Here is a 26,398-nt window from a genome sequence, read left to right as displayed (position 1 = left end):
TGGTAAATTTGATTATAATTAATTAAAACAATCAGTATTATGAAAAATATTCAAATGGTATTAGGAATCGCATTAATTGCATTAAGCTTTACATCGTGTAAAGATGAAAAACAAGAACAAGCTCAGAAAAAAGTTGATGCTTATGTAGCTTACGTCGATTCAGTTAAAAATGTTTCAGCAGAAAATTTAAAAGCAGACTGGAAAGCAGTTGATGCTGAATATGATAGAAGATCTCAGGAAGCTCAGGCAGCGTTAGCAGATTTAAAAGATAATTCGGCTGCGACCGAAAAAATAAATGCAAGCAAAGTTAAATATGAAGAGTTTAAAAATGAGATGACCACCGTTTTTGCCCCTCCGGCTCCAAGTCCGAAACAACAATTAAGAAACGCCTTGTTTGGTGAAGGAAAAATTGGCGATGATATGAACTTTGACTGGGTTAATGCTCAAAATATTCACAGTGTTTACCAACAATTTGTTCACACTGTTGAAGATAATAAAGATAAATATTCTAGAGAAGACTGGGATGAAGTTAAGTTGATGTATGAAGCACTTGACAGCCGTAAAAACACAGTTGAAAAAGAAGGACTTACATCTGAAGATAACAGAAAAATTGCCGGTTTAAAAATTAAATTTGCACCAATGTATACTGTTAACAGAATGGGTGCAAAATCTGAAGAAAATAAAGACGCTAAAAAATAAATTAGTTATTTTGAATTAGTATTAAAATGGCAATCATTTCTGATTGCCATTTTTTTATTGTAATTAATTCTCGAATTTCCTTAAATCTTCTAAAAACAGTTTCCAAATGCTGTCTTTAAATTTATTTTTAAAGAAGCCAAAATGGCCAATATCTTTTACGCCAAAGTCTTCGGCTTTTAAATGCGTTCTGGTTAAGTCAGCATTTTTAAATTGCGATGCAATCCAGTTTACTGCAGGAATAGTTGCATAAAAATCATTGTCAATACTATAGGAAATAATTTTACATTTTATTTTATAATAATGCTCTTTTACATTGTCGATACAATCAAAATGATAATTTGGTTTTTTGCACCATTTTGCCCATTCCACAGCCATTTCTTTTGGTAAATCTTCCATACGGGTAAAATGACTGGAAGGTAAATAATTGAAAATTCTGCAAAATAAAGGTATAGTAACATACCACAAAAATTGCATTTTTAGCCTTTCAAATCCTTTCCAGTGAATCCAGCTTCCAGATTGTGAAACAGCCATAATTACACCGTCAAATAAATTATTTGAAGGAACTAAACCAATAAGCTGGCCGCCAATACTGTGTGTTATGATAAATATTTTGCTGTCTGGCTTTTTGCTTTTAACATACTGAACTACACTTTCAAAATCGTTTTGAGCCCAGTTTGTTGCTGTTGTAGAAAATTTCTTTAGAGATTCTGGTTTTGAATCGCCAATTCCTCCATAATCAAAGGTGAAAACAGAATAATTGTTTTTAGATAAAAACTTTGAGAAATTATGATAATAATTTTGCTTAACTCCTGTGGCAGAAGCAATAATAACACAATTAGCATTTGGATTGTCTGAAAGAAATTCAGTTACAGCTATTGAATATTGTAAAGGTGTATCAATTTTGATTGCATTCATATAAACTTCGTATAGTAACAAATGTAATAAAAATTGTATACTGAAATTTGTTAAGCGCGAATCACAAAATGTTCTTTTTCCTGTTCGTATCTAAAAAATACAAAACCCCATTGAAAAGTATCAATCGTAACTTTTACTTTTGGGTGATTTTTGATAATTTCCCAGGCTTCTTCCATTTCCGGCGACCAATGTATATCGTCAAAAATCCAAACAGAATCATTATTTACTGTTTGCAGTAAAAGTTCAAAATATATTAAAGTTGCTTTTTTAGAATGATTACCATCGAAATATATTAGATCGTAGATTTTAGAGTTCAGGTTTTCTGAAATTAAAAAAGATTCAAATTCTGAAATTATATTTTCGACATTTTTGCAGTCAAATTTATCTAATTGATTTTGGGCGGTATTTGCCGTATTTGGACAGCCTTCAATTGTAATAACTTTTGCCTCTGTATTTCCCAATGCAAGCGCAGCAGTTGCTAAACCTAAAGAAGTCCCGATTTCAAGAATGTTTTTTGGCTGAAAATAATTAGTTACGCGAAATAATAATTCAGCCCGTTTTGGAGAAATTCCCGCTGTTTGTGCAATTTTAGAAATCTGTCTTTTGTTTGATTTAAAAACTTTAGAGCCAGCACCAAAATCAGTTACTTCAATAAAATTTTTATTTTCAAGAAGTGATTTTCTATAATTTTTTAGAATCAAATATTCGCGTTTCGGCTTCTTATCATAAAAGCATTTGGTCAATAAACTAAAAACAAAAGGCGAATGAACGCCGTGTTCGTTTTTAGAATTCCAAAGAAATTTTAAATAAGATTTGATTTGAAAAAACATGCCGAAACTTTGAAAATATCTTAATTAATTGATTTTAAAGTAATATCAAATACCAAAACAGATCCACCCGGAATTCCGTTGTAATCCCTGCTTCCGTAACCTAAATACGCGGGAACTAAAAGAACACCTTTTCCTCCCGGTTTAAAAAGTCGGATTCCTTCTTTCCAGCCTTGAATTACCTGACTTAAGCCAAAAGCAACTCCTTTTTTATCAGCTTCATCTACATCTTTGTCGCTTTCATCAAATACATTTCCGTTTGTGAAATAACCTTTATAAACAACGGTTACATTTGCATTAGGTTCAGGGAAATCTTCGCCTTCGCCCGGCTCATTTATAATATAATACAAACCAGAATCTGTTCTTGTTGCAGTTAAATTATTTTTAGCCAGGTAATCTTTAATTTCCTGTTCATTCTGAGCCGTATAATCTTTAACTTCATCTTTGTCCTTAGAGCAAGAAACGAAAAGGGTCAGTGCCAGTAATGCTGTTAAAAGTTGTTTCATATTTTATTTTTTTAAATAATTAAATATTTTGGTTTCACAGAGATTCACAAAGAAAACGCAAAGATTCACAAAAAATTTCGTGCACCTCTGTGCTTTCTTTGTGAATCTCTGTGTAATAAACTTATCCTTCTATCTTTGCTGAAAGTTCGAACCAGCGTTCTTCTTTCGCTTCGATTTTATTTATGATGCTTTGTAATTCATTAGCTTTTTTCTCGATATCAGCATCGGCTACTTTTCCATCAGCGAATAATTGTTCGATTTTAGTTTTTTCGATTTCTAAATCTTTAATTTCTCTTTCGATTTTTTGATATTCCTTTTGCTCGTTAAAGCTTAAATTTCCGGTTGGATTATTTTGTTTCCAATCTTTCTTTTCTGCTTTGTTTTCTTCTTTTTGAGCAACATCGGCACTGTCTTCATAAGCACGGAAATCGGAATAGTTTCCTGGGAAATTCTCGATTTCACCCTGTCCTCTAAAAATAAATAAGTGATCGACAATTTTATCCATAAAGTAACGGTCGTGCGAAACTACCAATAAACATCCCGGATAATCTAAAAGGAAACTTTCCAGAACGTTAAGCGTAACAATATCCAAATCATTTGTTGGCTCATCGAGAATCAAAAAGTTTGGATTCTGAATCAAAACCGTACATAAATACAAACGTTTTAATTCTCCACCGCTTAATTTTTCAACATAATCGTATTGTTTTTTCGCATCAAAAAGAAAACGCTCTAACAATTGTGAAGCCGAAATAATTTTTCCTTTTGCAAGCGGAATATATTCGCCATATTCTTTAATAATATCAATAACACGCTGTCCCGGTTTTGGGTTAATTCCGGATTGTGTGTAATAACCAATTTTAATGGTATCTCCTTTTACCACACGGCCATTATCTGGCGGAATTGTTCCTGTCAAAAGATTCAAAAACGTAGATTTTCCAGTTCCGTTTTTACCAATAATTCCGATTCTTTCGCCACGCTGAAAATCAAAACTAAAGTTGTCTAGAATAACACGTTCTTTAAATTTTTTAGAAAGTTTGTGAAGCTCGATAATTTTGCTTCCCATTCTTTCCATATTAATTTCTAGCTCCACCTTATTGTCTTTTCGTCGGCTTTGTGCTTTTTCTTTAATTACATAAAAGTCATCCTGACGCGATTTAGATTTGGTTGTTCTCGCTTTTGGCTGGCGACGCATCCATTCTAATTCTTTAACAAATAAGTTTTTAGCTTTGTCAATACTAGAATTTTCAGAAGTTATTCTTTCTTCTTTTTTCTCTAAATAATAAGAATAATTTCCTTTGTATTGGTATAATTTTCCGTTGTCTAATTCAATGATTTCGTTGCAAACACGCTCTAAAAAGAAACGGTCGTGCGTTACCATAAACAACGTAATATTTTCTTTGGCAAAATAACTTTCAAGCCATTCGATCATTTCAAGATCTAAATGGTTGGTTGGCTCATCCAGAATTAATAAATCAGGGCGATTGATTAATATGATAGCCAAAGAAAGACGCTTTTTTTGTCCTCCCGAAAGATTTTTGACTTTAAGTTTAAAATCATCCAGTTTTAACTTGAAAAGAATTTGTTTGTATTGCGTTTCAAAATCCCACGCATTATGCTGATCCATTCCGTCAAAAGCTTTTTGATAAGCTTCTTCATCATTTGGATTTTCTAATGCTTTTTCGTAAGCTTCAATTATCTTAAGTGTTTCATTATCTGAAGCGAAAATACTTTCTTCAATAGTAAGTTCATCTTGAAGGTTGTTGTCCTGCGAAAGAAACGCCATTCTGATTCCTTTTCTCAAAACAACTTGTCCTGTGTCTGGTTCTTCTAAGCCATTAATTATGCTCATAATGGTAGTTTTACCAGAACCATTTTTGGCAATAAAAGCGATTTTTTGGTCTTTGTTGATTCCAAATGAAATGTTGTCAAAAAGGACTCTTTCGCCAAATGACTTCGATATATTTTCTACAGATAAGTAATTCACTTTGTAAATTGTAAGTTATAAATTATGCGTTATGAGTGTTTTGGAAAACATAACTTTTTGCAAAAGTAAACTTTTATCTTACTATTTGCGAATTGTTAATCTTATTTAAGTTTTAGAAAATGAAAATTAGAAGATAGCTTTTCAGTTTTATCTTTTAGAATAAAAACCGTTTGTAACATTTTGAGACTCTATTCGACATATTTTAAATTTAATTCCTTAAATATGAGCGAGAAAGAAATAAATACCAGCGGTTTTGAAGATTTTAAAATAAATACAAAAATCAAACTTGCAGCATTGTGGACTTCTGTAATGTTTTGTTATATCTATGGAGATTATTTCTCGCTTTATGTTCCAAAAAAAGTCGAAGATTTTATAAGCGGAGATACATTGCTGGATTCTCCCATGAAATTATTTCTCGCGACACTTTTAATGGCAATTCCTGCCTTAATGATTTTTGCATCGGTAGTTTTAAAACCAAAAATAAACCGCTGGCTTAATCTCATTTTCGGAATTATTTATACTGCCATAATGCTGTTAATAGCTTTTACTACAACTGGAGCCTGGTGGAGTTTCTACATTTTTCTCGCAATAATAGAAAGTATTTTGACTTCAATCATATTTTGGACTGCACTTAAATGGCCAAAACAAATTTAAATTTTAAAAAATAACAGCATGAATCAAGAATCAAAACTATCGTTTAGAAATACAGGCAGAATCGCGGGTTTGTTGTATTTAGTAGTTGTAATAACCGGGATTTATAGTTTAGGATATGTTCCTTCTCTACTAATTGTCTGGAATCATCCTGATATAACTTTTAGTAATATTGTAAACCATGAATTTCTTTTCAGGCTTGGTATTGTAAGCGGTTTAATCTGTTACACCTTCTTTTTATTTCTGCCTTTGGTTTTGTACAAATTACTGAAACCTGTTCATAAAACATACGCCATATATATGGTCGTTTTAGCGATTGTAAGCGTGCCGATTTCTTTTATAAATATGCAGAATAAATTTGCAGTGCTTTCTATAATTAATTCAGGCGGAGAAGAAAAAGATTTGGTAATGTTTTATCTGAATCAATATGATTACGGAAATTTAATTGTTCAGATATTTTGGGGGCTTTGGCTGTTTCCTTTGGGATATCTAATTTTTAAATCAGCAATAATTCCGAGATTTTTAGGAATATTATTAATACTTGGCTGTGTGAGTTATTTAATAAATTTCTTCGGAAATGCATTGTTTTCGAATTATGCTGATCTCGGAATATCTTCTTTTGTAAGACTTCCGGCAACTCTTGGCGAAATTGGAACGTGTTTGTGGCTTTTAATAATGGGAGCGAAAAACAACATTATTGCTGCCGATTAACATATGGATTTAAAACAGAACTCAAATCTAAATAATGAATTTGCTGCGGATTATTTAAAATGGGTTTTCGCACCAAAGACTCATTGGTAATAAAATAATGAAGACCATCTTTTGTCGCAATTCCTTCTATTTGATGGAATGGAAGTTTAAGATCGATTTTTCGTTTATTTCCCGATAAAAAATCATTGTTTTTAAAATCATATAAAAGATAAAGAAATGTTTTTCCCGTTTTAGAATAACCGCAAAGAACCACGATTTTCTTTTCTTCAAAATACGTCGCACCCGTAACTAAACCTTTAGTATCTAAGGTATTTTTAAATTGTGCAATATGGTTTCCAGGTTGATTGGGTAAAACGTAAATACTGGTTTTAGACGATTTCCATTGTTTGGTAAACAAATAAATACTGTCTTTAGAAATTACAAAAGCTTCACAGTCAAAATCGGTCGAATTTGGTTTTTGTGCCGAAATATCAGCTTGGTCAGCATATTGAAATGAGATTTTTTCGATAATGGGGTTTCCTTCTAAAAATGATTTTTTTTCAATTTTCAGGATATTTAAATCCGTTCGGTTTCCGCTATAATTATTTCCAAAATCTCCAATATATAAATACGAACTGTCTTGTGAAATCTCTTCCCAATCATGATTTACAACTTGATCCAGAATGATTTTCTTTTTGATTGTTCCCAAAGAATCTAATCCGTAAATCGTTTTATCGTGATCATCATTATGAGTCCACAATAAATCATCAAAAGCAATTAAACCCGAAGTTTCTTTAATAGAATCGCTAAGTCTAATCGAATATTCAGGTCTCAGTTTTAAACTTTCATAAATACAGCTTCCGTCATTTTGCACTGCATTTGGATTGTAATTTTTTGAAAGCACATCTGTACAGCCCGAAGTTTGGGCTTTAACTGAAAAAACAGACAGAATAAAAAATAGTAGAATCCGTAGCATTTTTTTATGCTTTAAATTGGAAAAAAATTAGAATCTAAAAAACTGATTATTGGCAATAACTTCCTTTAAGTTTTCAACTGAATCTATTTTTATTTTTTGATGTAAAGATTCGATATGATTGCTGTGATGTACATCAGTTCCCGAAAAATTATACATTCCTTTCTTTAATAAAAGCGCAGCAGTTTTGGTGATTTCGCTGCCATAATAACCCATAACAGCCAATAAATTCAGCTGAAATAAACAACCTGCTTTTTTAAGTTTTTCATATTCTTCAAAGTTATTATGAAAATATAAATATCGTTCCGGATGTGCCAAAACCGGAATATATCCTGCAAGCTGTATCTCAAAAATAATCTTATATAAGTTTAAGGGCGCACTTAAATACGATATTTCAACCAATACATAATTGTCTTTTAAAGTTAAAAGCTTTTCTGTTTTTACATGATTTTCAAACCAGTCATCCATAAAATACTCAGATGCGGCCTTAAATGGAATATTGAGGTTTTGTTCTTTCAGTAAAACTTCAGTTTCTTTTTGTCTGTCTAAAATATCCTGTTCAGCATTATCCCAGACAAAATGATTAATGTGCGGAGTAGTAACAAACTGAGAAATTCCCAATTCCTGAAATGCCTTTACAAGTTTTATTGTTTTTTTGATAGATGATGCGCCATCATCAATTCCCGGAAGCAAATGGGAGTGAATATCGACATAATCGCCCGCCAGAAGGTCTTTTAAAAAAGGTTTTGATTTAAAGAATGATAGCATAACTGCAAAAGTAAAGAATTGATGTTGTTTTTATTTCTCTTTAAAGAAATATTGCAAAAGAAAATTTATGTAACAATGTAACCGACATTTTATAATTATATTATATTTGATGAAAAAGTAATATTTTATGAAAATTAAAGAGAATTTGTATAATCAAAGGATTATTTCGATTGACGCTTTACGCGGAATTACCATTTTTGTAATGATATTTGTAAACGAACTCGCAAGTGTCAAAAATGTGCCACAGTGGATGAAACACATGCCCGCCGATGCCGATGCAATGACCTTTGTCGATTTAGTTTTCCCTGCTTTTTTATTTATAGTCGGAATGTCAGTTCCGTTTGCCTTTAATGCCAGATTAATAAAAGGCGACACTCCAAAAGTAATCTGGACACATACTTTAAAACGTGCTGTAGCCTTAATAATAATAGGTGTTTATATGGTAAATGCCGAATATGGTTATGATGCTTCAAAAATGATTATCGCACCCGCTTTTTGGGGGCTTCTGGCTTATGCAATGCCAATTCCCATTTGGAATAAATACCCAAAAGATTTTTCAGTTTGGTTAAAATACATACTTCAATATGGCGGAATGCTGGTTTTAATTGCACTTTACTTTTTATACGTTCAGGAAGAAACCGGAAAAATAGGAATTACGCCAAAATGGTGGGGGATTTTGGGTTTAATTGGTTGGGCTTATCTTATTTCGGTAATTTATTATTGGCTCGTTTCAGGCAGATTATGGGCGATGATTGCTTTTCTTGTAGTTTGTGTTGCCGCAAATTCAGCTAATTTGACAAAAGGTTTAGTCATGCCGGAATGGCTGCATTTTATTGCTGGACATTTAACACATGTAACTTTAGTAACGGCCGGAATAATTATCTCATTGCTCTTTTTTGACAAGAAAATCGAAAATAAAATCAATTGGCCCGTAATAGGATTTATTGTGTTGTTTTTCGCCGTTGGATTTTTCCTTCGACCACATTACGGAATCTCAAAAATACAAGGAACGCCTTCATGGACATTAATTTCTGCCGGAATTTGCACCGTTTTATTTTACTTTTTGTATTGGTTAATGGAAATTAAAAAACAAACCAAATGGAGCGATTTTTTTATGCCTGCAGCAGCAAATCCGTTATTGATTTATATTCTGCCGGGTGTTATTTATTATTTTAATCTCGCATTCAAAATTCACATTATACCAGAATATTTTAGAGAAGGAGTTCCAGGAATTATCTGGTCACTGGTTTTCTCAACAATAATGTTATTCGTAATGAAAATCTTTAACAGGTTTAAAATTCAGCTTCATCTATAATGTTTTTTAACGCAAAGCACGCTAAGGTTTTTCGCAAAGTTCGCTAAGATTTTTAAGTTGTAGCTAATAATTAGCTGAAGTTCTCAAAGCTTTATCAATACAAAGCTTTGAGAACTTTGCAGTTTGAAAAACTCACTTAGAAAAAAACTTTGTGCACTTTGCGAAAAACCTTAGCGCGCTTTGCGTTAAAATTCGCATTTCAAAAACCTGAAACAAAAAATTCTTATCGAATTCTCTTAAACGCAATCGGCCCATTTCTTTTTTTATTGTCTACAAAAGTTCCTTCAAGTTTGTTTCCATCTTTAGACAATACTAAAGTATGCGTTCCTGCAGTTGCCCAGCCTTCAATTGGTAAAGTCACATCGACCGTATAAGTAATCGTATCGCCTTTTCTGGTGCCAATGCCGCTTTCTACAAATTTTTGACCTTTCCATTCTAAATAATGCGAAAAAATAACCTTTCCGTTTTGTTCAGAAATAATAGCGACAGCATTTTGAACGCCTGAATTTAGATCTTCCCAAACACCATTAATATCTATTTTTTGAGGAACTGGTTTACTTTGGCTAAAGCCAAAAAATGAAAAAAATGCTGTAAAAAGTAAAAAGAAAAGTCTTGTTTTCATGTTTTTTAAATTTGAACTATAACTGATTTTATTTCTAATGTCGCGCCCGAAACCGGATTGTAATTCACAAAATTGAATTTACACAGATTATGAATATCTAAAGTCTTTCCGTTTGGATCGCCGTCTTGCTTAAAATCCGTCCACGGAATTTTTATGGTCGAGAATTTTTTAGCAGAAACAGGCAGATCTATTCTTGGATGCGAGCCGCCGTGTACACATCCCGTTCCTTCAGCGTTTCCTTCGCGTGCCTGCAATTTTATAAGATGCGATGATTTATACGTAATACTTAGATATTTTGAGCTTTCAGACAAATTTGTTGGTTTGCCATCGTTTGAATAAGATTCTGTAAGCATCACATTCAGCTCAATTTCTCCAACCGGATTATCTTTTGCAGTAACTTTAATTATGCCTTTTTCTTTTCGGATTTTATTAATTGTTTCCTGATTTTCTTTGGCTGGACCAGCAATGTACCAAGTTGAAGTTTTTACCAAATCTATATTTGCATTCGAAACTTCTTCCGCGGAAGCGAAACTTAAAATTGCAAACACAAAAAAGAGAGAACCAAGTAAAACAACTGCTTTGATTTTCATTGAAAAAGAGATTTTGATTTACTTCAAAAATAGAATTTTCTTTTTATTTATTTTGAAAGAAGCGTATATTCTGAATAAAATTTTAAATTTGTAAGAAGTTGTATCTGAAAAACTTACGTTATGAAAAATGCAAAACTTCTATTAGGTTTTTTTTTCTTTTTTCAAATGCATTTCAGCTATTGCCAAAACGATTCCATTTCACATAATAATAAAGATATACTGGATGTTTTGTACAAGCTTTTTAATGAAAACGATTCGTTACGAAAAAATCAGGATAAAAAAATAGCTTTTTCTTTACTTCCGGTTCCAATTGATGCTAATAAAAATGCAGGTTTAGTAGTTTCTTTTTTAACCACTTTTTATCTCGGCGACAGCAACACGACCAAAATGTCTCAGGTTTCGTTTTCACCTTATTTTAGTTTTACCAAACAATATGTTTTTCCCATTCAAACCTATATTTATACGAAGGATAATTACTGGAATTTTATAGGCGATTATCGGTATATGATTTATCCGCAGGATACGTATGGTCTGGGCGGACATAATACAGATAAAAAAATGTCAACTCTGGATTATCAGCAATGGCGTTTTTATCAATTTGCAACCCGAAAAATAATCGGAAACTATCGACTTGGACTTGGATTATTATTTGACAATTATCAAAATATTTCTGAAGAATCTTATATCGATGAAGAAACCGATTATTCTAAATATATGAACGGAGATTTCTCTAACGAAAGTTCCTTCGGAATTGCCATACAGGGACTTTACGATTCCAGAGAAAATAATGTAAATCCCGAACAAGGTTTATACGTCGAGGCCGATTACCGAATTAATACAAGTGGAGTAGAAGGCAAAAAATGGAATTCTATTTATTTTGATGCCCGCAAATACCATTCTTTCCATAAATACAAACATCGGGTTTTAGCCTACAGAGCTTTTTATTGGTCAACTTTTGGTGGAAAACCACATTATTTAGATCTGCCAAGTATTGGCTGGGATCGTGACGGAAGAACCGGACGCGGTTTTACCCGAAACAGATTTCGCAGCAATGCGCTGATTTATTTTGAAACTGAATATCGAACTGATATTTCAAAAAACGGTTTTTGGGGCGCTGTCTTTTTCACCAATGTTTCCTCCGTTTCAAAGTTAGATACCTATCAATTTAAAAAATGGAATCCCGCCATCGGAACGGGACTACGCATTAAATGGAACAAAAAAAACAACAGCAATTTAGTGCTTGATTATGGAATTAGTAAAAACGATTGGTCATTGCGATTAGGTTTGGCCGAAAATTTCTAACTTTCCCCAAAATCAATTACAAAAATTTCAATGCAATTATCGGTTATCATTCTTAATTATAATGTGCGTTACTTTCTGGAACAATGTGTTTTAAGTGTTCAGGAAGCAATTGCCGGTCTTGATGCCGAAATTATTGTTATCGATAATAATTCATCAGATTACAGCTGTTTGATGATGAAAACCCAATTTCCGGAAGTAAAACTGATTCAAAACCAGGAAAATTTTGGTTTCCCAAAAGGAAATAATATTGGAGTTGAACAAGCCGGTGGAAAATATATCTGCATTTTAAATCCCGACACCGTTGTTGCCGAAGATACTTTTACTAAAATTTTGGCTTTCGCCGAAGAAAAACAAGATTTAGGAATCATTGGATGTAAATTAATTGACGGAACCGGAAGCTTTCTGCCCGAAAGTAAACGCGGAATTCCAACGCCCTGGGTTGCTTTTACCAAAATCTTTGGTTTGTATAAAGTATTTCCAAAATGGAATCTTTTTAATCAATATTATGCACAGCATTTAAATGAAAACCAAACTGGAAAAGTGGAGATTCTTGTTGGTGCCTTTATGTTTTTAGAAAAAGATTTGTACCAAAAATTAAATGGTTTTGATGAAAACTGCTTTATGTATGCAGATGATATTGATTTGTCTTACAGGGCGCTTTTGCTAAAAAAATCCAATTATTATTTTCACGAAACAACAGTTTTACATTATAAAGGAGAAAGTACCGTTAAAGACGAGTTGTATATGAAACGTTTTCAGGATGCAATGAATTTTTTCTATCAAAAGCATTTTAAAAAATCATGGTTTTTTAGTTTTTTTATTCAGGTTGGAACCTGGTTTTTTTCATTTGTAAAAATGTTTCAGGGAAAGACTAAAATAAAACCGCTGCCGGAAAGTTATATTTTATACTCTGAAAATGAGAATTTGTCTGAAAAGTTGGCTTCGATTTTAGAAAATAAAGTTAGTTTTTTAGATTTCAAAAAAGAAAAAATGGTAAATTCGTCGCTGATTTTAAAGGGAAAAAAGGCAGAGATCATTTTGGATAATCACTATGTTTCATTCAAAAAATGTATCAATATCATAGAAACTCTTAAAGATAAGAACATTACTTTTAAGATTTTCCCCAAAAACACCAATTATATTATTGGAAGTAATTCAAGAAATGACAGAGGGCAAATCAGAAAAATTCAGTAAAAATTATATTAAGTGTAATTTATATTTAAATTTTTCAGTAATTTCGCAATCAGAAAATCAAAATCACCCTTTAGAATAATAATATGGCAAGATTTGAATTAAAGCTTCCTAAAATGGGAGAGAGCGTCGCTGAAGCAACCATTACTAACTGGTTGAAAGAAGTGGGAGACAAAATTGAAGCTGATGAAGCTGTACTGGAAATTGCAACTGATAAAGTTGACAGTGAAGTGCCAAGTGAAGTATCTGGAATTTTAGTTGAACAATTATTTGGCAAAGATGATTTAGTTCAGGTAGGGCAGACTATTGCAATTATCGAAACTGAAGGTGGTGATGCGCCGGCTGCAACTCCAGCTGTTGAAGCTGCTGCTCCTGCAGAAGCTGTAGAAATCGAAAAAACAATTGAAGCAGTAAAAGAAGAAGTTGCTGCTCCTCAGGATTTTTCAGGATCAGAAAAATTCCTTTCTCCTTTAGTAAAAAATATTGCAAAAGAAGAAGGTGTTTCTCTTGCTGAATTGGATAATATTCAAGGTTCAGGAAAAGACAGCCGAGTAACGAAAGATGATATTTTAAAATATATAGAAGACCGCAAAGCAGGAATTGTTCAGGCTCCGAAAGCAGTTGAACAAGCACCAAAAGCAGCGGTTGAAACTCCAAAACCAGCTGTTGAAACTGCGAAAGCACCAGAGCCGGTAGTTCAAAAAAGCCAGCAGGCAGTTCCGGTTTCTGTAAATGGCGGTGACGAAATCATCGAAATGGACAGAATGCGTAAACTGATTTCTGGTTACATGGTGGCTTCTGTACAAACTTCCGCTCACGTACAATCGTTTATTGAAGTTGACGTAACAAACATTGTAAAATGGAGAGATAAAGTTAAAACGGCTTTTGAAAAGAGAGAAGGCGAGAAGCTGACTTTTACACCAATTATGATGGAAGCGGTTGCAAAAGCATTAAAAGATTTCCCTGGAATGAATATTTCTGTTGATGGTGAATATATCATCAAAAAGAAAAACATCAATTTAGGAATGGCGGCTGCGCTACCAAACGGAAATTTAATTGTTCCTGTAATTAAAAATGCAGATCAGTTAAATCTTGTTGGAATGGCAAAAGCGGTTAATGATTTAGGAAACCGTGCAAAAGCAGGAAAACTAAAGCCAGACGATACACAAGGCGGAACTTATACGGTTACAAATGTTGGAACTTTTGGAAGTGTTTTTGGAACGCCAATTATCAATCAGCCGCAAGTTGGAATTTTAGCTCTTGGGGCAATTCGTAAAGTTCCTGCGGTTATTGAAACTCCAGAAGGGGATTTTATCGGAATCCGTCAAAAAATGTTCTTATCGCACTCTTACGATCACAGAGTTGTAGATGGTGCATTAGGAGGAAGTTTTGTAAAAAGAGTAGCTGAATATTTAGAAGCTTTTGATATAGACAGAGATTTCTAATCGATTCATAAATAAAATTTGAAACCCGAAAAATTTAAAAGTTTTTCGGGTTTTTTCGTTTGTACGAAAAACAGAAAACCGACTTGTTTTGTTTTAATTTTAAACGTAAAATCAACAAAAAAAGCCAATTTTGGTCAAAAAAATAGAAATTTGGGCGGGAACTTTGGCTTTAAAAATTTACATTTGTAATCTTATAAAAATTAAAAATGGAATTAAAACTTAACAAACCAATCTGCTTTTTTGATCTTGAAACAACTGGAATTGACATCGGTAAAGATCGAATAGTAGAAATTTCAATATTTAAAGTTTTTCCAAACGGAAATAAAGAAAGTAAAACCTGGCTGGTTAATCCAACAATTCCAATTCCTCCACAAACTACAGCCGTTCACGGAATTACTGACGAAAAAGTAGCAAACGAACCTACTTTTGCAGAATTGGCTCCGCTGGTTCATAATATGATAAAAGACAGTGATTTGGGAGGTTTCAATTCAGATCGTTTTGATATTCCGTTATTAGCAGAAGAATTGCTTCGCGCCGGAGTTGATTTTGATATGAAAAATAAAGTTTCTGTAGATGTTCAGACTATTTTTCATAAAATGGAAGAACGTACTTTAAGTGCTGCTTTGAAGTTTTACTGCGGAAAAAGTCTTGAAAATGCGCATTCTGCAGAAGCAGACACCATGGCAACTTATGAGATTTTGAAAGCACAGTTAGATCGTTATCCTGAACTGGAAAACGATATGAAATCATTATCTGAGTTCACAACCCGTAAAAAAATCGCTGATTTTGCCGGAATGATTGCTTTTGATAAAGACGATGAAGAAATTTTTACTTTCGGAAAACATAAAGGTGCAAAAGTTTTAAAAGTTTTGGAAACAGAACCAGGATATTTCAGCTGGATTCAAAACGCCGATTTTCCTTTGTACACCAAAAAAGTTTTGACAGGAATTAAATTGAGAAAATTAAATACAAAATAAGTTCTCAGTCGCAGTCTCAGTATTCAGTTTTATGCTGGGACTGATTTTATATTTAGTAAAGACTGCGACTGAAAACTGTGACTGAAAACTAAAAATAATGAAAATCATTTGCATCGGTAGAAATTATACCAATCATATTGAAGAATTAAAAAACGAACGTCCAGATGAGCCTGTGGTTTTTATGAAGCCGGATTCGGCGGTTTTGTTGAAACAGCATCCGTTTGTAATTCCGGAATTTTCTCAGGAAGTTCATCATGAATTAGAAATAATTGTGAAAATTAATAAGGTTGGAAAATATATTGAACCTAAGTTTGCACATAAATATTATGACGAAATTAGTGTAGGTATTGATTTTACTGCCAGAGATTTACAAGATAAATTAAAAGCAAAAGGACTGCCTTGGGAAAAAGCAAAAGCATTTGACGGTTCAGCAGTAATTGGAGATTTTTTACCAAAAAGTGATTTTGTTTCGCTAGAAAATCTTACGTTTGAGCTCAAAAATAATTCTGAAACAGTTCAAAAAGGAAATACAAGTTTTATGCTTTGGAAAATTGATGAATTGGTTTCTTATGTTTCTCAGTTTTTTACGTTAAAAATTGGAGATATTATTTTTACAGGAACGCCTGCAGGTGTTGCGCCGGTTAAACCAAATGATGTTTTGGAAGGCTTTTTAGAAGATAAAAAATTATTCAGAATACAAGTAAAATAATGGCTTTAAAGTATAATCTTTCGAAAGTGTATGCGCTTTCAGACAATGACCCCGAATTTGTAAACGAAATTCTAAAATTATTTGTTACAGAAGTTCCTGAGGATTTAAAACAAATCAAAGAAGGAATCAAGAAAAAGGATCATAAATACGCTTATTCGTATGCGCATAAAATTAAACCTACATTAGACTTAATGGGGTTAAATGTTGCATTTGAAGAAATTCTGCAAGTCGAAGCGTGGACAAAAGCAGAAGGAAAGAAAAAAGATATTATCGAAACTTTTAAAAGTATAAAAGTGCAGGTAAAAGACGCAATTAAAGAAATTAAAAAAGATTTTGACGTCTAAAATTCATATAATTCCGCTTTTCTAAACTGGAAAGCGGAATCATTTTTCTTATTTTATTTCAATCCATTTTTCAGGGTTTTAATTTCTCATTAAAAGATAAAAGAAATTATCTTTTAAATTTTTTCTGCCTCAAATCATTTCCGCAATCCTACTTCATAAATAAACTTATACCTTTATAAGTAAAACTTTTAATACTATGAAAGCAACAATAGTTACCATTGGAGATGAGATTTTAATTGGTCAAATTGTAGATACAAATTCAAATTTTATAGCCAAAGAACTGGATCGAATAGGTGTCGAAACTTATGAAATGATTTCAATAAGTGATGATAAACAGCATATTTTAAACACTTTTGCACAGCTGCAAAACAAAGTTGATATTGTAATTATTACCGGAGGTTTAGGTCCGACAAAAGACGATATCACTAAAAAAACTTTCTGTGATTATTTTGACGATCAGTTGGTAGTAAATCCCGAAGTTCTGGCTCACGTAACAGAACTTATCGAAGGTTTTTATAAAAGACCCATTTCGCAGTTAAATAAAGATCAGGCTCTTGTACCGTCAAAATGCACCGTTCTTCATAACAAAATGGGAACTGCGCCGGGAATGTGGATGAAAAAAGAAAATACCGTGTTTGTTTCGCTTCCGGGTGTTCCGTACGAAATGAAATATCTGGTAGAAAATGAGATAATCCCAAAAATTGTTAAAGAATATAAGCGTCCTTATATTGTCCATAAAACCATTTTGACATACGGTCAGGGCGAAAGTTTAGTCGCAGAACGTATCGAAAACTGGGAAAATAACTTGCCTGAATTTATCAAATTAGCATATCTGCCAAATCCGGGACGAGTTCGTCTGCGTATGACTGCCCGCGGAGCAGATAAAGAAGAGTTAGAAAAAGCAATTGAAGAAAATGTTCAGTCACTAGATGCTATAATTCATGATATTATAGTGGGTTATGAAGAAAATGAAACGATTGAAACCGTAGTTGGAAAACTGCTGGCTAAAAATAATAAAACGATTTCTACAGCAGAAAGCTGCACCGGTGGAAAAATTGCTTCGCTTTTGTCATCTGTGCAAGGAGCATCAAGATATTTTAAAGGAAGTGTGGTTTCCTACTCAACAGAAGCGAAGGTCAATGTTTTGGGCGTTTCGCAGGATTTAATAGATCAATTTTCGGTAGTAAGTGCTGAGGTTGCGATGGCTATGGCTTTGAATGTGAAAGATATACTCAAAACCGACTATGCAATCGCGACAACCGGGAACGCCGGACCATCAAAAGGAGACTCAAATGCTGAAATTGGTGCTGTTTTTATCGCTTTGGCTACACCAGAGGGAGTAATCACGGAAGAATTTAACTTTGGCCAACCACGTGAAAAAGTGATAGATAGAGCAACTATTAAGAGTTTAGAAATATTACAAAAAGAAATTTTAAAAATTGTGCAATAATTTTTTGCTACAATGGTTTATTTTTCTTTTCTTTGCACCCTGATTTTGAATAACGATAAAAGATAAGTATAATGTCAAGAGTTTGTGACCTTACAGGTAAAAGAGCGATGGTAGGAAATAACGTTTCTCACGCTATGAACAAAACTAAGAGAAAGTTTTCTGTAAACTTAGTTAAAAAGCGTTTTTATCTTCCAGAAGAAGATAGATGGATTACTCTTAGAGTAGCAGCATCTACGATAAAAACAATTAATAAAAATGGAATCACTGCTGTTTTGAAAAAAGCACAGTCAGAAGGATTTATCAAATAATCTTTTCCTAAATAAATATATAGCAAGATGGCAAAGAAAGGTAATAGAATCCAAGTAATTTTAGAATGTACTGAGCACAAGACTTCTGGTGTTCCAGGAACTTCTAGATATATTACAACTAAGAACAAAAAGAATACTCCAGACAGATTAGAGATTAAAAAATTTAATCCAATCTTGAAACGTGTAACTGTTCACAAAGAAATTAAGTAATAATTAGAGATTTTTGTAAATCTTAAATGGTTTTGCCATTTAGAGTTTTATAAAAAACTTCAAATAACATTTGAATCATGGCAAAGAAAACCGTAGCATCGTTACAAACATCTTCTAAGAGATTATCAAAAGCCATCAAAATGGTAAAATCTCCTAAAACTGGTGCATATACATTCGTAGAATCTATTATGGCTCCTGAAGAAGTTGATGAATTCTTGAAAAAGAAATAATTACAATTACAATATATAGAAAAGCTACTTTCATTCGGAAGTAGCTTTTTTATTTTTTATATTTGTTTAAAATTTTATAGAAACCAATCAATTTGTGTTTTTTTTAAACATTTGTTCCCGTCAGACTCTTTATCTTTACTTGTTTAAAGAAAACAATAAAAAGATCGATGCAGTTGGGGTTAAATTAAAAACAAATGGCATTCTATAAACATTAAGATTGTTTCAAAACTCTTAGAAACGATCTAAAACTAACAATAAATTAAAAATGAGTTTTTTTAAAAAATTATTCTCTACCGAAAAAAAAGAGACTTTAGATAAAGGTCTTGAAAAAACAAAAACTACTTTTTTCTCTAAGTTAAGCAAAGCTGTTGCAGGAAAATCTAAAGTCGATGATGATGTTTTAGATAATCTTGAAGAAGTTTTAGTAGCTTCAGATGTTGGTGTAAATACAACATTGAAAATCATTGAAAGAATCGAAAAACGTGTATCTGAAGATAAATATTTAGGAACTGAAGAATTAAATCAAATTCTTCGTGATGAAATAGGCGGATTATTATCTGAAACCAATACAGGCGAAGCAACTGAATTTGATATTCCAAAAGATAAAAAACCTTACGTTTTAATGGTTGTTGGAGTAAACGGTGTTGGAAAAACTACAACAATTGGTAAACTGGCTTATCAGTTTAAAAAAGCTGGTTATAAAGTAGTTTTAGGTGCTGCTGATACTTTCCGTGCCGCAGCTATTGATCAGTTACAAGTTTGGGCAGATCGTGTAGGCGTTCCAATCGTAAAACAAAATATGGGAAGCGATCCAGCTTCTGTTGCTTTTGATACTTTACAGTCTGCTGTGGCTCAAAATGCCGATGTTGTTATTATTGATACTGCCGGACGTTTGCACAATAAAATCAATTTGATGAACGAACTTACGAAAGTAAAACGTGTTATGCAGAAAGTGGTTGCTGATGCGCCGCACGACGTGCTTTTAGTTTTAGACGGTTCAACAGGTCAAAATGCTTTTGAACAAGCAAAACAATTTACTGCTGCGACAGAAGTAACTTCATTAGCAGTTACAAAATTAGACGGAACAGCAAAAGGCGGTGTTGTAATTGGTATTTCAGATCAGTTTCAAATTCCGGTGAAATATATTGGTGTTGGCGAAGGAATTGAAGATTTACAAGTCTTTAATAAATATGAATTCGTTGATAGTTTCTTTAAATAATTTATAATGAGTTTTTCTTCTTTTAAAAATATATCGGCTGTTGTTTTTTATTTTGCAAGCGTTATATGTTTTGTTTTAGCAAATGTTTTGAGAGACAATAGTCTTTCTTTTTACTACGTTTTATTAGTTCTGGGAATAGGTTTCTTCTTTATGGGAGTTCTTAAAAGACTGCGAACTAAGCAATAATTTTTTAATACATTTTTGATTATGAAATACTGCTTTCTCGTTTTTCTTTTTGTTGTACTTTCTTGTACAAACGGAAAAAATGAAAGTAATAAAAGTCAAAAAGTAATTGTTATTCAGCCTTTAGGCAGTTTTAAAACCGAACAGGCTAAAAAGGTTTTTGAAGAAATTAAAACTATAAATCCAAATGTAGTTTTAAGATCAAATATTTCTTTTCCTGAAAATTCCTATTACAAACCAAGGAATCGATACCGCGCCGATAGTATTATTAAAAGTCTTAAAGATAATATTGGCAAAGATTCTGTAATAGTTGGATTATCAAATTTTGATATTAGTACAACTAAAAACGAAATTAAGGATTGGGGTGTAATGGGGTTAGGCTACAGACCCGGAAAAGCATGCGTAGTCTCGGATTTTAGATTGTCTCCCAAAAATAAAAATCAACAGTTTTATAAACTAGTTTTACATGAATTAGGTCATACAGCGGGTTTACCGCATTGTGCAATAAAAACGTGTTTAATGCGTGATGCTGAAGGAGGAAACCCACTGGATGAAGAAAAGGACTTTTGCAATAATTGTAAAAGTTTTTTAAAATCTAAAGGCTGGCAATTGATCTAAACTTTGTACAGTCTTTTTTATTGATACAATGCGCTAATTTTTTCCCATAAAACTTTATCGAAATCAGATAAGGCAAGATTTTCATTATCTGCGGCATCTCCCATTCTAATAACTACTATTTTTTTACTCGGAATTACATATATTTTTTGATCGTTTTTTCCTAAAGCCATAAACATATCGCTTGGTCCAGTTGGAATTACGCTTCCTTGAAAAGTAAATTGTGATTGTGGTAAATGATAGGAGCTTTTACCATTTAGCCACCATAAATAACCGTATCCTAAATTAATGTTTTGTGAAGTTGTTGTTGCTTCATTGAAGTAGGCTTCATTTAAAATGATATTATTTTCCCATTTCCCTTTATTCAGCATCAATAGCCCAAAGCGTGCCATGCTTCTTGAGTTACTGGCATAAACGCTATTTACATCAATTTTTAACCAGGTTCCATTCATGCCTATTTTATCCCTTAATTTGGCATTGAAATAATTTTCCCAAGTCTGTCCGCTTGCACTTGCAACAACATCTTGTAGTTTTACATAAACATTGTGATAAGCCCATCTTGTTCCTGCATCGGCTTTGTAGATTAGATTTTCAGGATTTACATCATCGGTTGAATCATCAAGCCCGGATGTCATGGTTAGTAAATGTTTGCAGGTAATTTTGTTTTCTTGTGCCAACGTTTCGCTTGTCCAGCCGGTGCCTAAATATTGAGAAACTTTATTATTAATGTTTAGTAGGTTTTCCTGTTGTGCGATTCCGGTAACGGTTGAAGTTAATGTTTTTCCGGCGCTTGCCCAATACCAGTTTGTTGAAGCTGTGTGTCCGTTGAAATAGTTTTCTAAAACGATTCGGCCATTTACTAAAATGATAAACGATTTAGAATGTTTTAGTTCTAAGTAATCCAGAAGCGGCTGTACGGCATTTTGATTCCACTTTAAATCGGCTATGGATTTTGTTTCCCAGGTTGTTCCGGTTAATGGAGGGAAATACATGTTTTCTGATGGAGTTGGAACCGGATCTGGTTCTGCTGAATCTTTACTGCAGCCTATCAATAATAAGGTAGTAAGGATTGTACAAAGAGTTTTGGTCATGGTTTTTTGTTTTTGGTTTGGGGTTTGACCAAAAATATGTAAAATAGTTTAATGAGTGGGAAAACTTATTTTACATATTTAACCATGAAGTGTTTTTATTTAAGCTCCCATTTTGTTCCGTCTGTAAATACTACATAGTAAGCCCTTACTTTTATAATGCGGTTTGCATCTGTAGAAAAATCTTCCCAGATTTTTGATTCGATCATGCCGGGCTTTAGCAAATTTGCTATCTCTCCCGTAGATCTTCCTTTTCCATAAAAATACCTGCCATTTGCGGGTTCATCAAATGAGTTTTCGCAGTACCATTCCAGTTTAATTGCCTGAATGTTTTTTTTGCTTGAATTTTTAAAGACAATTTTTATGTCTTTATGATCAGAGTATTGTGCTCTCGACAGGCTGGAAGCTAAAATTGTGATTGGTGAATTTTTTGAATTTTTGTTTTGTAAAAAATCTTCTTTTATAGAAGGTGCAATATTTTCTTTTTCTTCAGGTTGATGATAGTTATTTATCTGTACATACACTGGTTTAATGTGTGCAATGTTTTTAGGAGGGGTTTTACTGCATCCTAAAATTAAGAGTAGCGTGCCGAGTGTTGATATGAAATACTTTTTCATAATATTTTTGATAAGAGTTTTGCAGTTGAAGTTTTAATTCAGTTAATTTTTTTTATAAAACTGAAGCAGGGTAATTTTGCGCAAAGGTCTTGTAGATTCACATTTATTTCTGCCATAATATGACATAAGATTGTTAAAATAGGCTTTTTTATAGGCTGCCAATATCTGGGAAATAAAGTCTGAGAAAAATGAGATAATTATTGACTAAAATATTTCTTTTGAAATTTATAAAGTTACCTTTGTAATTCACTAAATTTTCTTTTGAAAAAGGGAGCCCTAGCCCTGATGGAAGCGGCATCCTTTTATGGCTTCGTCTTTTTAACGAGGCCATAAAAGATATAGCGGACAGCAGGAAACAGCTCCTTATTAATATTATATTTTACTATGAAAAATGCTTTTATGATTTTGGTTTTATCACTTTTGTTTGTAAGCTGTAAACAGGAAATAAAACCGGCAGATATTGAAAAACTAAACGGTTACTGGGAAATTGAAAAAGTGGTTTTTGATAAAGGTGAAGAAAAGGCTTATGGAATGAACGAGAACTTTGATTTTTTTAAAATTAAAGGCGTAAAAGGAACTCGTACTAAAGTAATGGCACAGCTTGACGGAACTTTTTTAACTACTGATACTTTTGAAAATGTTTCAGTAAGATTTACGGATAAGGGAACTTTTCTGGATTATAATACGAATTATGCCAAATGGAGTGAGGAATTAATCTCGATTTCGGATGAAGAGTTTGTGGTGAAAAATGATCAGAACAAAGAATATTATTATAAAAAAACGGGACCAATAAATATTTTAAACGATGGCAAAAAGACTAAATAACCAAAGTACGATTGGGGCTGTTTTGCAACAAATTATTCAGGTTAATAAATTACAGCCCGGAATGGATCAGATTGATGTAAAAGATGCGTGGGGAAACCTAATGGGAAATGGCGTGAAAACGTATACGAGAAATGTTGTTTTGAAAGGAAGCACACTTTATGTTGAACTTGGCTCAGCAGTTTTAAGAGAGGAATTAAGTCACGGAAAATCTAAAATTATTAAAATGATTAATGAAGAACTAGGTCGTGAAGTTGTTAAAGACGTGGTTTTACGCTGATTTTAAATTTTTATTTTAAGCTTAAAAATAAATATTACACTTCCATTATGGAAGTGTTTTTTTTATGATATATTTGAGCATTAAGTGTTTTTTTATAAACACCTGATTAATAATAAACAAATAAAAAACAAAACCAAAACATGAAAAAAGTATTACTTATTTTAACTGTATTATTTGCCTTAACTAGTTATTCACAAAAGAAAAAAGTTGCTGTTGTGTCATTTTACACAGATAAAACAATAGATCTTTCGGAGTTGGGTTTAAATGGACTGGCTGCGATAGCAGATTTAGGAAATAACCCAAATTTTAACCTTTCTCCAATTTTAGAGAAATATCACAATGCATTTTTTAATGATTATGCTAAAAAATTTCCGTTTGATTTACTTCCTGAAACTGATGTGACTCAGAAACAGGAATACATTGCATTCACTCCTAAATTTGCAAGAGAAGGCGGAGAAAGCGGTACTATTATTAATTATCCTGGATATAAATATATTTATGAAGGAATGAATGGTTCTGCAAATGAAGTAGCATCTGCTCAAATGTTTAAAGAAACAGCTGATGGTGTTTTATTTACAGAAATTCATTTTGCTGTAGTAAAAGGATTCGCTGTTGGCGGAACTGGAACAATAAAAATGAAAGCTTATGCCAGAATCGCTTTATACGATAAAACAGGAAAAAAAGTATTTGCTTTTTCTGAAGGAGCAAACTCTAAGAAAACTGGAACGATCGTAGGTGGAGTTCCTGTTTTAAGTCTTGATAAAGTATTACCTATGTGTGAAAGTGCATTAGAAGAACTTTTGAAAGATCTTGATGAAAAATTGGAGAAAATTGTTAAAAAATCAGACAAGCTTTAATCAATATCCAAATAAAAAAATCCCGTTTAATTTGAAACGGGATTTTTTTTGTTTATTAAGTTCAGCAATCTAAAATCTGAACTCTATAATCTAAAATATTAGAATTGCTCTCTACCAGCAAAGTGAAAAGCACCTTCGATTGCAGCATTTTCGTCGCTGTCAGAACCGTGAACTGCATTTTCTCCAATAGAAGTTGCGTATGCTTTACGAATAGTTCCTTCAGCAGCTTCAGCAGGATTTGTAGCTCCAATTAAAGTTCTGAAATCTTCTACTGCGTTGTCTTTTTCTAAAATTGCAGCAACAATTGGTCCACGTGACATGAATTCAACTAATTCTCCGTAGAAAGGTCTTTCTGCGTGAACTGCGTAAAATGCTTTTGCATCTGCAACAGTTAATTGAGTTAATTTTAATGAAACGATTTTGAAACCACCATTAGTGATCATTGCTAAGATATTCCCGATGTGTCCGTTTGCAACAGCATCTGGTTTAATCATTGTAAAAGTTCTATTTGTTGCCATTTTATATTTTATTAAATTTTGTGCAAAAGTAGACTTTTTTTATGAATTGATTTTAATTAATTCGTAATTAAAACATGGTAGAATGATGTTTTAACCAAGAAAAGCTTTTTTTAAACCATATAAGTAATATAAGTTCATTTAAATACTGCGTGCAGAATATCTCCGCAAAGTATAACGTATTTCTAAAATGAACTTATATTACTTATATGGTTTAAAAATTATACTTTGAATATTAATTTGTTTCTGTAAAATATCCACAAAATAAAAGTCCAGATACAAACGTAAACTAATGCGCCGGCTAATGAAGCGGTCATTGGGTTAGTGAAAAATGGCGCAATCCAAAAGCTGTATAAGTAATTTAATAAATTGATTTTTTCGCCAGTTTTATGTGGATTTTGAAACTCAATCATTACCAATGCCTGCGGAATTATCTGCGAAGTAAAGAAAACGATCATTGGGTTTACACCCCAAATTAAGAATGGTTTGAATCCTTTTTTATAATCGGCAATATCAATGATGTAATATAAAATCGCTAAAAATGTAGTGGCTAACCCTGTAGTGTATAAAACATAACTGCTTGTCCAAAGGGCTTTGTTTATTGGGAAAACAATATTCCAAAGTAAACCTCCAATAATTAACGCAACTCCTGCGATTGCCATTTTTTGTGCTTTTTTAGTTTTTGGAAAGTTTTGCTGTAATAATTGACCAATTAATAAACCAATTATCCCGTTTACTATTGAAGGAAGTGTGCTTAAAATTCCTTCAGGATCCCAGGTTACGGTTCCGCGATACATATGCCCTTTTAGTAAAACGCTATCCAACCACGAAGCAAGATTTGTTCCTTTGTCCAGATTTGCGTCGCCAATTCCCGGAACAGGAATCAAAGTCATTATTGCCCAATATCCTAATAATAAAACGATTCCGGTTATGATCTGTGTTTTTTGAGATGTTTTTAAATACAAAAGAGAAACTACAAAATAAACAATTGCAATTCGTTGTAGAACTCCCGGAAGCCTTACATCACTATAAGCTTCGATGCCGCTGTAAGCGAGAAAGAGATAAATTATCAGAATTGAAAATGCTAAAATGTTTTTGATTTTTGAACTGAAATTTCCCATTAAGGCATAACCGACAGCAATAGTAATAGCAAGTCGGCCAACTAAAAGCGGAATTCCTTCCAGTCCGAACAATTGGATTTTTCCAAAAAAGTTAAAGAAAATCCCCAAGCAAAGCATTCGCAAAGAGCGGACTAAAATTTTGTTGAAAGTGGTGCCGTCATAAAATTTATCAGGCATTGCAAGCGGAACGGCAACTCCCATTATAAAAACAAAAAACGGAAATACTAAATCTGTTGGTGTGCAGCCGTGCCATTCGGCGTGTAATAAAGGCGGGAAAACATGGCCCCAATCTCCGGGGTTGTTTACAATTGTCATTAATAAAATTGTTAGTCCACGAAAGACATCTAGCGAAATTAAGCGTTCTTTTACCATTGG

Annotated in this window: 31 protein-coding genes; 19 read left to right on the top strand and 12 right to left on the bottom strand. The window is 32.8% G+C overall.

Annotated features, from left to right (window positions below; genetic code table 11):
- Positions 1 to 39 precede the first annotated feature (39 nt).
- Complete coding sequence (locus J2Y38_RS03385; protein WP_309839563.1) at positions 40 to 699, top strand: DUF6565 domain-containing protein; 660 nt, start codon at positions 40 to 42, stop codon at positions 697 to 699.
- 63 nt (positions 700 to 762) lie between these two features.
- On the opposite strand, the gene J2Y38_RS03380 is transcribed toward J2Y38_RS03385, so the two are convergent.
- From J2Y38_RS03380 to J2Y38_RS03365, 4 genes are all read right to left on the bottom strand, one after another.
- Positions 763 to 1,614, bottom strand: a complete 852-nt coding sequence (locus J2Y38_RS03380; protein ID WP_309839561.1) for an alpha/beta fold hydrolase — start codon at positions 1,612 to 1,614, stop codon at positions 763 to 765.
- Positions 1,615 to 1,664: 50 nt separating this feature from the next.
- The gene (locus tag J2Y38_RS03375) at positions 1,665 to 2,444 is read right to left on the bottom strand and encodes a class I SAM-dependent methyltransferase (RefSeq protein WP_309839559.1); all 780 of its coding nucleotides are present in this window, start codon (positions 2,442 to 2,444) and stop codon (positions 1,665 to 1,667) included.
- A gap of 20 nt (positions 2,445 to 2,464) precedes the next feature.
- Entirely contained in the window at positions 2,465 to 2,947 is a 483-nt protein-coding gene (locus J2Y38_RS03370; RefSeq protein WP_309839557.1) for an FKBP-type peptidyl-prolyl cis-trans isomerase, read from the bottom strand.
- A gap of 121 nt (positions 2,948 to 3,068) precedes the next feature.
- Positions 3,069 to 4,931, bottom strand: coding sequence for an ABC-F family ATP-binding cassette domain-containing protein (locus tag J2Y38_RS03365; RefSeq protein ID WP_309839555.1), 1,863 nt, complete (start codon positions 4,929 to 4,931; stop codon positions 3,069 to 3,071).
- A gap of 222 nt (positions 4,932 to 5,153) precedes the next feature.
- Here J2Y38_RS03365 and J2Y38_RS03360 point away from each other — a divergent pair, with 222 nt between their 5' ends.
- A complete protein-coding gene (locus tag J2Y38_RS03360) occupies positions 5,154 to 5,585 on the top strand; it encodes a DUF6326 family protein (RefSeq protein WP_309839553.1) in 432 nt (143 codons plus the stop codon).
- Between the two features lie 18 nt (positions 5,586 to 5,603).
- Positions 5,604 to 6,293, top strand: coding sequence for a DUF4386 domain-containing protein (locus J2Y38_RS03355; RefSeq protein ID WP_309839551.1), 690 nt, complete (start codon positions 5,604 to 5,606; stop codon positions 6,291 to 6,293).
- Here J2Y38_RS03355 and J2Y38_RS03350 read toward each other — a convergent pair.
- Together J2Y38_RS03350 and J2Y38_RS03345 are read right to left on the bottom strand one after the other, a co-directional pair.
- Positions 6,277 to 7,248 carry a T9SS C-terminal target domain-containing protein gene (locus J2Y38_RS03350; RefSeq protein WP_309839549.1) on the bottom strand — a complete coding sequence of 324 codons (972 nt, stop codon included), beginning with the start codon at positions 7,246 to 7,248 and terminating at the stop codon, positions 6,277 to 6,279. The two genes, J2Y38_RS03355 and J2Y38_RS03350, sit on opposite strands and share 17 nt — an antisense overlap.
- A gap of 27 nt (positions 7,249 to 7,275) precedes the next feature.
- Positions 7,276 to 8,013, bottom strand: coding sequence for a CpsB/CapC family capsule biosynthesis tyrosine phosphatase (locus tag J2Y38_RS03345; RefSeq protein WP_309839548.1), 738 nt, complete (start codon positions 8,011 to 8,013; stop codon positions 7,276 to 7,278).
- A 127-nt stretch (positions 8,014 to 8,140) separates the two neighbouring features.
- On the opposite strand from J2Y38_RS03345, the gene J2Y38_RS03340 reads away from it, so the two are divergent.
- A complete protein-coding gene (locus tag J2Y38_RS03340; RefSeq protein ID WP_309839546.1) occupies positions 8,141 to 9,328 on the top strand; it encodes a DUF5009 domain-containing protein in 1,188 nt (395 codons plus the stop codon).
- A 223-nt stretch (positions 9,329 to 9,551) separates the two neighbouring features.
- Here the strand turns inward: J2Y38_RS03340 and J2Y38_RS03335 are convergent, their stop codons facing one another.
- On the bottom strand, positions 9,552 to 9,950 hold the full coding sequence (locus tag J2Y38_RS03335) for a hypothetical protein (RefSeq protein WP_309839544.1): 399 nt from the start codon (positions 9,948 to 9,950) through the stop codon (positions 9,552 to 9,554).
- A gap of 5 nt (positions 9,951 to 9,955) precedes the next feature.
- Positions 9,956 to 10,540 carry a hypothetical protein gene (locus J2Y38_RS03330; RefSeq protein ID WP_309839542.1) on the bottom strand — a complete coding sequence of 195 codons (585 nt, stop codon included), beginning with the start codon at positions 10,538 to 10,540 and terminating at the stop codon, positions 9,956 to 9,958.
- 120 nt (positions 10,541 to 10,660) lie between these two features.
- On the opposite strand from J2Y38_RS03330, the gene J2Y38_RS03325 reads away from it, so the two are divergent.
- The 12 genes from J2Y38_RS03325 (at position 10,661) to J2Y38_RS03270 (ending at position 20,726) form a co-directional block, all read left to right on the top strand.
- The gene (locus tag J2Y38_RS03325) at positions 10,661 to 11,842 is read left to right on the top strand and encodes a hypothetical protein (RefSeq protein ID WP_309839540.1); all 1,182 of its coding nucleotides are present in this window, start codon (positions 10,661 to 10,663) and stop codon (positions 11,840 to 11,842) included.
- 30 nt (positions 11,843 to 11,872) lie between these two features.
- Complete coding sequence (locus J2Y38_RS03320) at positions 11,873 to 13,036, top strand: glycosyltransferase family 2 protein (protein WP_309839538.1); 1,164 nt, start codon at positions 11,873 to 11,875, stop codon at positions 13,034 to 13,036.
- A gap of 83 nt (positions 13,037 to 13,119) precedes the next feature.
- On the top strand, positions 13,120 to 14,478 hold the full coding sequence (locus J2Y38_RS03315) for a dihydrolipoamide acetyltransferase family protein (RefSeq protein ID WP_309839536.1): 1,359 nt from the start codon (positions 13,120 to 13,122) through the stop codon (positions 14,476 to 14,478).
- A gap of 206 nt (positions 14,479 to 14,684) precedes the next feature.
- The gene (locus J2Y38_RS03310) at positions 14,685 to 15,455 is read left to right on the top strand and encodes a 3'-5' exonuclease (RefSeq protein WP_053473803.1); all 771 of its coding nucleotides are present in this window, start codon (positions 14,685 to 14,687) and stop codon (positions 15,453 to 15,455) included.
- A 97-nt stretch (positions 15,456 to 15,552) separates the two neighbouring features.
- Complete coding sequence (locus J2Y38_RS03305; protein WP_073484407.1) at positions 15,553 to 16,164, top strand: fumarylacetoacetate hydrolase family protein; 612 nt, start codon at positions 15,553 to 15,555, stop codon at positions 16,162 to 16,164.
- Positions 16,164 to 16,508, top strand: coding sequence for an Hpt domain-containing protein (locus J2Y38_RS03300; protein WP_053473805.1), 345 nt, complete (start codon positions 16,164 to 16,166; stop codon positions 16,506 to 16,508). The genes J2Y38_RS03305 and J2Y38_RS03300 overlap by 1 nt, the downstream gene beginning before the upstream one ends.
- A gap of 196 nt (positions 16,509 to 16,704) precedes the next feature.
- Positions 16,705 to 17,958, top strand: coding sequence for a competence/damage-inducible protein A (locus J2Y38_RS03295; RefSeq protein ID WP_309839531.1), 1,254 nt, complete (start codon positions 16,705 to 16,707; stop codon positions 17,956 to 17,958).
- A 71-nt stretch (positions 17,959 to 18,029) separates the two neighbouring features.
- A complete protein-coding gene (rpmB, locus tag J2Y38_RS03290; protein WP_008468080.1) occupies positions 18,030 to 18,266 on the top strand; it encodes a 50S ribosomal protein L28 in 237 nt (78 codons plus the stop codon).
- A 27-nt stretch (positions 18,267 to 18,293) separates the two neighbouring features.
- Complete coding sequence (gene rpmG / locus J2Y38_RS03285) at positions 18,294 to 18,476, top strand: 50S ribosomal protein L33 (RefSeq protein ID WP_008253902.1); 183 nt, start codon at positions 18,294 to 18,296, stop codon at positions 18,474 to 18,476.
- 77 nt (positions 18,477 to 18,553) lie between these two features.
- A complete protein-coding gene (locus tag J2Y38_RS03280) occupies positions 18,554 to 18,706 on the top strand; it encodes a DUF4295 domain-containing protein (RefSeq protein WP_008468081.1) in 153 nt (50 codons plus the stop codon).
- Positions 18,707 to 18,971: 265 nt separating this feature from the next.
- Positions 18,972 to 19,925: a signal recognition particle-docking protein FtsY gene (gene ftsY, locus J2Y38_RS03275; protein WP_180859604.1), complete on the top strand. Its 954-nt coding sequence runs from the start codon at positions 18,972 to 18,974 to the stop codon at positions 19,923 to 19,925.
- 207 nt (positions 19,926 to 20,132) lie between these two features.
- Positions 20,133 to 20,726, top strand: coding sequence for a Zn-dependent protease (locus tag J2Y38_RS03270; RefSeq protein ID WP_309839525.1), 594 nt, complete (start codon positions 20,133 to 20,135; stop codon positions 20,724 to 20,726).
- A 17-nt stretch (positions 20,727 to 20,743) separates the two neighbouring features.
- On the opposite strand, the gene J2Y38_RS03265 is transcribed toward J2Y38_RS03270, so the two are convergent.
- The gene (locus J2Y38_RS03265) at positions 20,744 to 21,814 is read right to left on the bottom strand and encodes a serine hydrolase (protein WP_309839523.1); all 1,071 of its coding nucleotides are present in this window, start codon (positions 21,812 to 21,814) and stop codon (positions 20,744 to 20,746) included.
- Positions 21,815 to 21,909: 95 nt separating this feature from the next.
- Positions 21,910 to 22,428, bottom strand: coding sequence for a hypothetical protein (locus J2Y38_RS03260; protein WP_309839521.1), 519 nt, complete (start codon positions 22,426 to 22,428; stop codon positions 21,910 to 21,912).
- Positions 22,429 to 22,812: 384 nt separating this feature from the next.
- On the opposite strand from J2Y38_RS03260, the gene J2Y38_RS03255 reads away from it, so the two are divergent.
- The 3 genes from J2Y38_RS03255 (at position 22,813) to J2Y38_RS03245 (ending at position 24,387) form a co-directional block, all read left to right on the top strand.
- Complete coding sequence (locus J2Y38_RS03255) at positions 22,813 to 23,253, top strand: hypothetical protein (protein WP_309839519.1); 441 nt, start codon at positions 22,813 to 22,815, stop codon at positions 23,251 to 23,253.
- Positions 23,234 to 23,530 carry a DUF721 domain-containing protein gene (locus J2Y38_RS03250; protein ID WP_256635773.1) on the top strand — a complete coding sequence of 99 codons (297 nt, stop codon included), beginning with the start codon at positions 23,234 to 23,236 and terminating at the stop codon, positions 23,528 to 23,530. Before J2Y38_RS03255 ends, J2Y38_RS03250 begins: the two co-directional genes overlap by 20 nt.
- A 140-nt stretch (positions 23,531 to 23,670) precedes the next feature.
- Positions 23,671 to 24,387, top strand: coding sequence for a hypothetical protein (locus J2Y38_RS03245; protein ID WP_309839515.1), 717 nt, complete (start codon positions 23,671 to 23,673; stop codon positions 24,385 to 24,387).
- Positions 24,388 to 24,485: 98 nt separating this feature from the next.
- On the opposite strand, the gene J2Y38_RS03240 is transcribed toward J2Y38_RS03245, so the two are convergent.
- Positions 24,486 to 24,905, bottom strand: coding sequence for a nucleoside-diphosphate kinase (locus J2Y38_RS03240; protein ID WP_031456090.1), 420 nt, complete (start codon positions 24,903 to 24,905; stop codon positions 24,486 to 24,488).
- A gap of 218 nt (positions 24,906 to 25,123) precedes the next feature.
- Positions 25,124 to 26,395 carry a DUF5009 domain-containing protein gene (locus J2Y38_RS03235; RefSeq protein ID WP_309839507.1) on the bottom strand — a complete coding sequence of 424 codons (1,272 nt, stop codon included), beginning with the start codon at positions 26,393 to 26,395 and terminating at the stop codon, positions 25,124 to 25,126.
- Positions 26,396 to 26,398 lie beyond the last annotated feature (3 nt).

The sequence above is a fragment of the Flavobacterium sp. 2755 genome (assembly GCF_031455715.1).
Classification (GTDB): Bacteria; Bacteroidota; Bacteroidia; order Flavobacteriales; family Flavobacteriaceae; genus Flavobacterium.
The sequence above is the reverse complement of the archived record's forward strand: the minus strand, read 5'-3'. Positions and strand labels throughout refer to the sequence as shown.

Excerpts from the sequence above, each read along its gene's own strand:
- J2Y38_RS03385 (WP_309839563.1), top strand. The coding sequence starts at position 40 with ATGAAAAATATTCAAATGGTATTAGGAATCGCATTAATTGCATTAAGC.
- J2Y38_RS03380 (WP_309839561.1), bottom strand. The coding sequence starts at position 1,614 with ATGAATGCAATCAAAATTGATACACCTTTACAATATTCAATAGCTGTA.
- J2Y38_RS03375 (WP_309839559.1), bottom strand. The coding sequence starts at position 2,444 with ATGTTTTTTCAAATCAAATCTTATTTAAAATTTCTTTGGAATTCTAAA.
- J2Y38_RS03370 (WP_309839557.1), bottom strand. The coding sequence starts at position 2,947 with ATGAAACAACTTTTAACAGCATTACTGGCACTGACCCTTTTCGTTTCT.
- J2Y38_RS03360 (WP_309839553.1), top strand. The coding sequence starts at position 5,154 with ATGAGCGAGAAAGAAATAAATACCAGCGGTTTTGAAGATTTTAAAATA.
- J2Y38_RS03355 (WP_309839551.1), top strand. The coding sequence starts at position 5,604 with ATGAATCAAGAATCAAAACTATCGTTTAGAAATACAGGCAGAATCGCG.
- J2Y38_RS03350 (WP_309839549.1), bottom strand. The coding sequence starts at position 7,248 with ATGCTACGGATTCTACTATTTTTTATTCTGTCTGTTTTTTCAGTTAAA.
- J2Y38_RS03345 (WP_309839548.1), bottom strand. The coding sequence starts at position 8,013 with ATGCTATCATTCTTTAAATCAAAACCTTTTTTAAAAGACCTTCTGGCG.
- J2Y38_RS03340 (WP_309839546.1), top strand. The coding sequence starts at position 8,141 with ATGAAAATTAAAGAGAATTTGTATAATCAAAGGATTATTTCGATTGAC.
- J2Y38_RS03335 (WP_309839544.1), bottom strand. The coding sequence starts at position 9,950 with ATGAAAACAAGACTTTTCTTTTTACTTTTTACAGCATTTTTTTCATTT.
- J2Y38_RS03330 (WP_309839542.1), bottom strand. The coding sequence starts at position 10,540 with ATGAAAATCAAAGCAGTTGTTTTACTTGGTTCTCTCTTTTTTGTGTTT.
- J2Y38_RS03325 (WP_309839540.1), top strand. The coding sequence starts at position 10,661 with ATGAAAAATGCAAAACTTCTATTAGGTTTTTTTTTCTTTTTTCAAATG.
- J2Y38_RS03320 (WP_309839538.1), top strand. The coding sequence starts at position 11,873 with ATGCAATTATCGGTTATCATTCTTAATTATAATGTGCGTTACTTTCTG.
- J2Y38_RS03315 (WP_309839536.1), top strand. The coding sequence starts at position 13,120 with ATGGCAAGATTTGAATTAAAGCTTCCTAAAATGGGAGAGAGCGTCGCT.
- J2Y38_RS03310 (WP_053473803.1), top strand. The coding sequence starts at position 14,685 with ATGGAATTAAAACTTAACAAACCAATCTGCTTTTTTGATCTTGAAACA.
- J2Y38_RS03305 (WP_073484407.1), top strand. The coding sequence starts at position 15,553 with ATGAAAATCATTTGCATCGGTAGAAATTATACCAATCATATTGAAGAA.
- J2Y38_RS03300 (WP_053473805.1), top strand. The coding sequence starts at position 16,164 with ATGGCTTTAAAGTATAATCTTTCGAAAGTGTATGCGCTTTCAGACAAT.
- J2Y38_RS03295 (WP_309839531.1), top strand. The coding sequence starts at position 16,705 with ATGAAAGCAACAATAGTTACCATTGGAGATGAGATTTTAATTGGTCAA.
- rpmB (WP_008468080.1), top strand. The coding sequence starts at position 18,030 with ATGTCAAGAGTTTGTGACCTTACAGGTAAAAGAGCGATGGTAGGAAAT.
- rpmG (WP_008253902.1), top strand. The coding sequence starts at position 18,294 with ATGGCAAAGAAAGGTAATAGAATCCAAGTAATTTTAGAATGTACTGAG.
- J2Y38_RS03280 (WP_008468081.1), top strand. The coding sequence starts at position 18,554 with ATGGCAAAGAAAACCGTAGCATCGTTACAAACATCTTCTAAGAGATTA.
- ftsY (WP_180859604.1), top strand. The coding sequence starts at position 18,972 with ATGAGTTTTTTTAAAAAATTATTCTCTACCGAAAAAAAAGAGACTTTA.
- J2Y38_RS03270 (WP_309839525.1), top strand. The coding sequence starts at position 20,133 with ATGAAATACTGCTTTCTCGTTTTTCTTTTTGTTGTACTTTCTTGTACA.
- J2Y38_RS03265 (WP_309839523.1), bottom strand. The coding sequence starts at position 21,814 with ATGACCAAAACTCTTTGTACAATCCTTACTACCTTATTATTGATAGGC.
- J2Y38_RS03260 (WP_309839521.1), bottom strand. The coding sequence starts at position 22,428 with ATGAAAAAGTATTTCATATCAACACTCGGCACGCTACTCTTAATTTTA.
- J2Y38_RS03255 (WP_309839519.1), top strand. The coding sequence starts at position 22,813 with ATGAAAAATGCTTTTATGATTTTGGTTTTATCACTTTTGTTTGTAAGC.
- J2Y38_RS03250 (WP_256635773.1), top strand. The coding sequence starts at position 23,234 with ATGGCAAAAAGACTAAATAACCAAAGTACGATTGGGGCTGTTTTGCAA.
- J2Y38_RS03245 (WP_309839515.1), top strand. The coding sequence starts at position 23,671 with ATGAAAAAAGTATTACTTATTTTAACTGTATTATTTGCCTTAACTAGT.
- J2Y38_RS03240 (WP_031456090.1), bottom strand. The coding sequence starts at position 24,905 with ATGGCAACAAATAGAACTTTTACAATGATTAAACCAGATGCTGTTGCA.
- J2Y38_RS03235 (WP_309839507.1), bottom strand. The coding sequence starts at position 26,395 with ATGGTAAAAGAACGCTTAATTTCGCTAGATGTCTTTCGTGGACTAACA.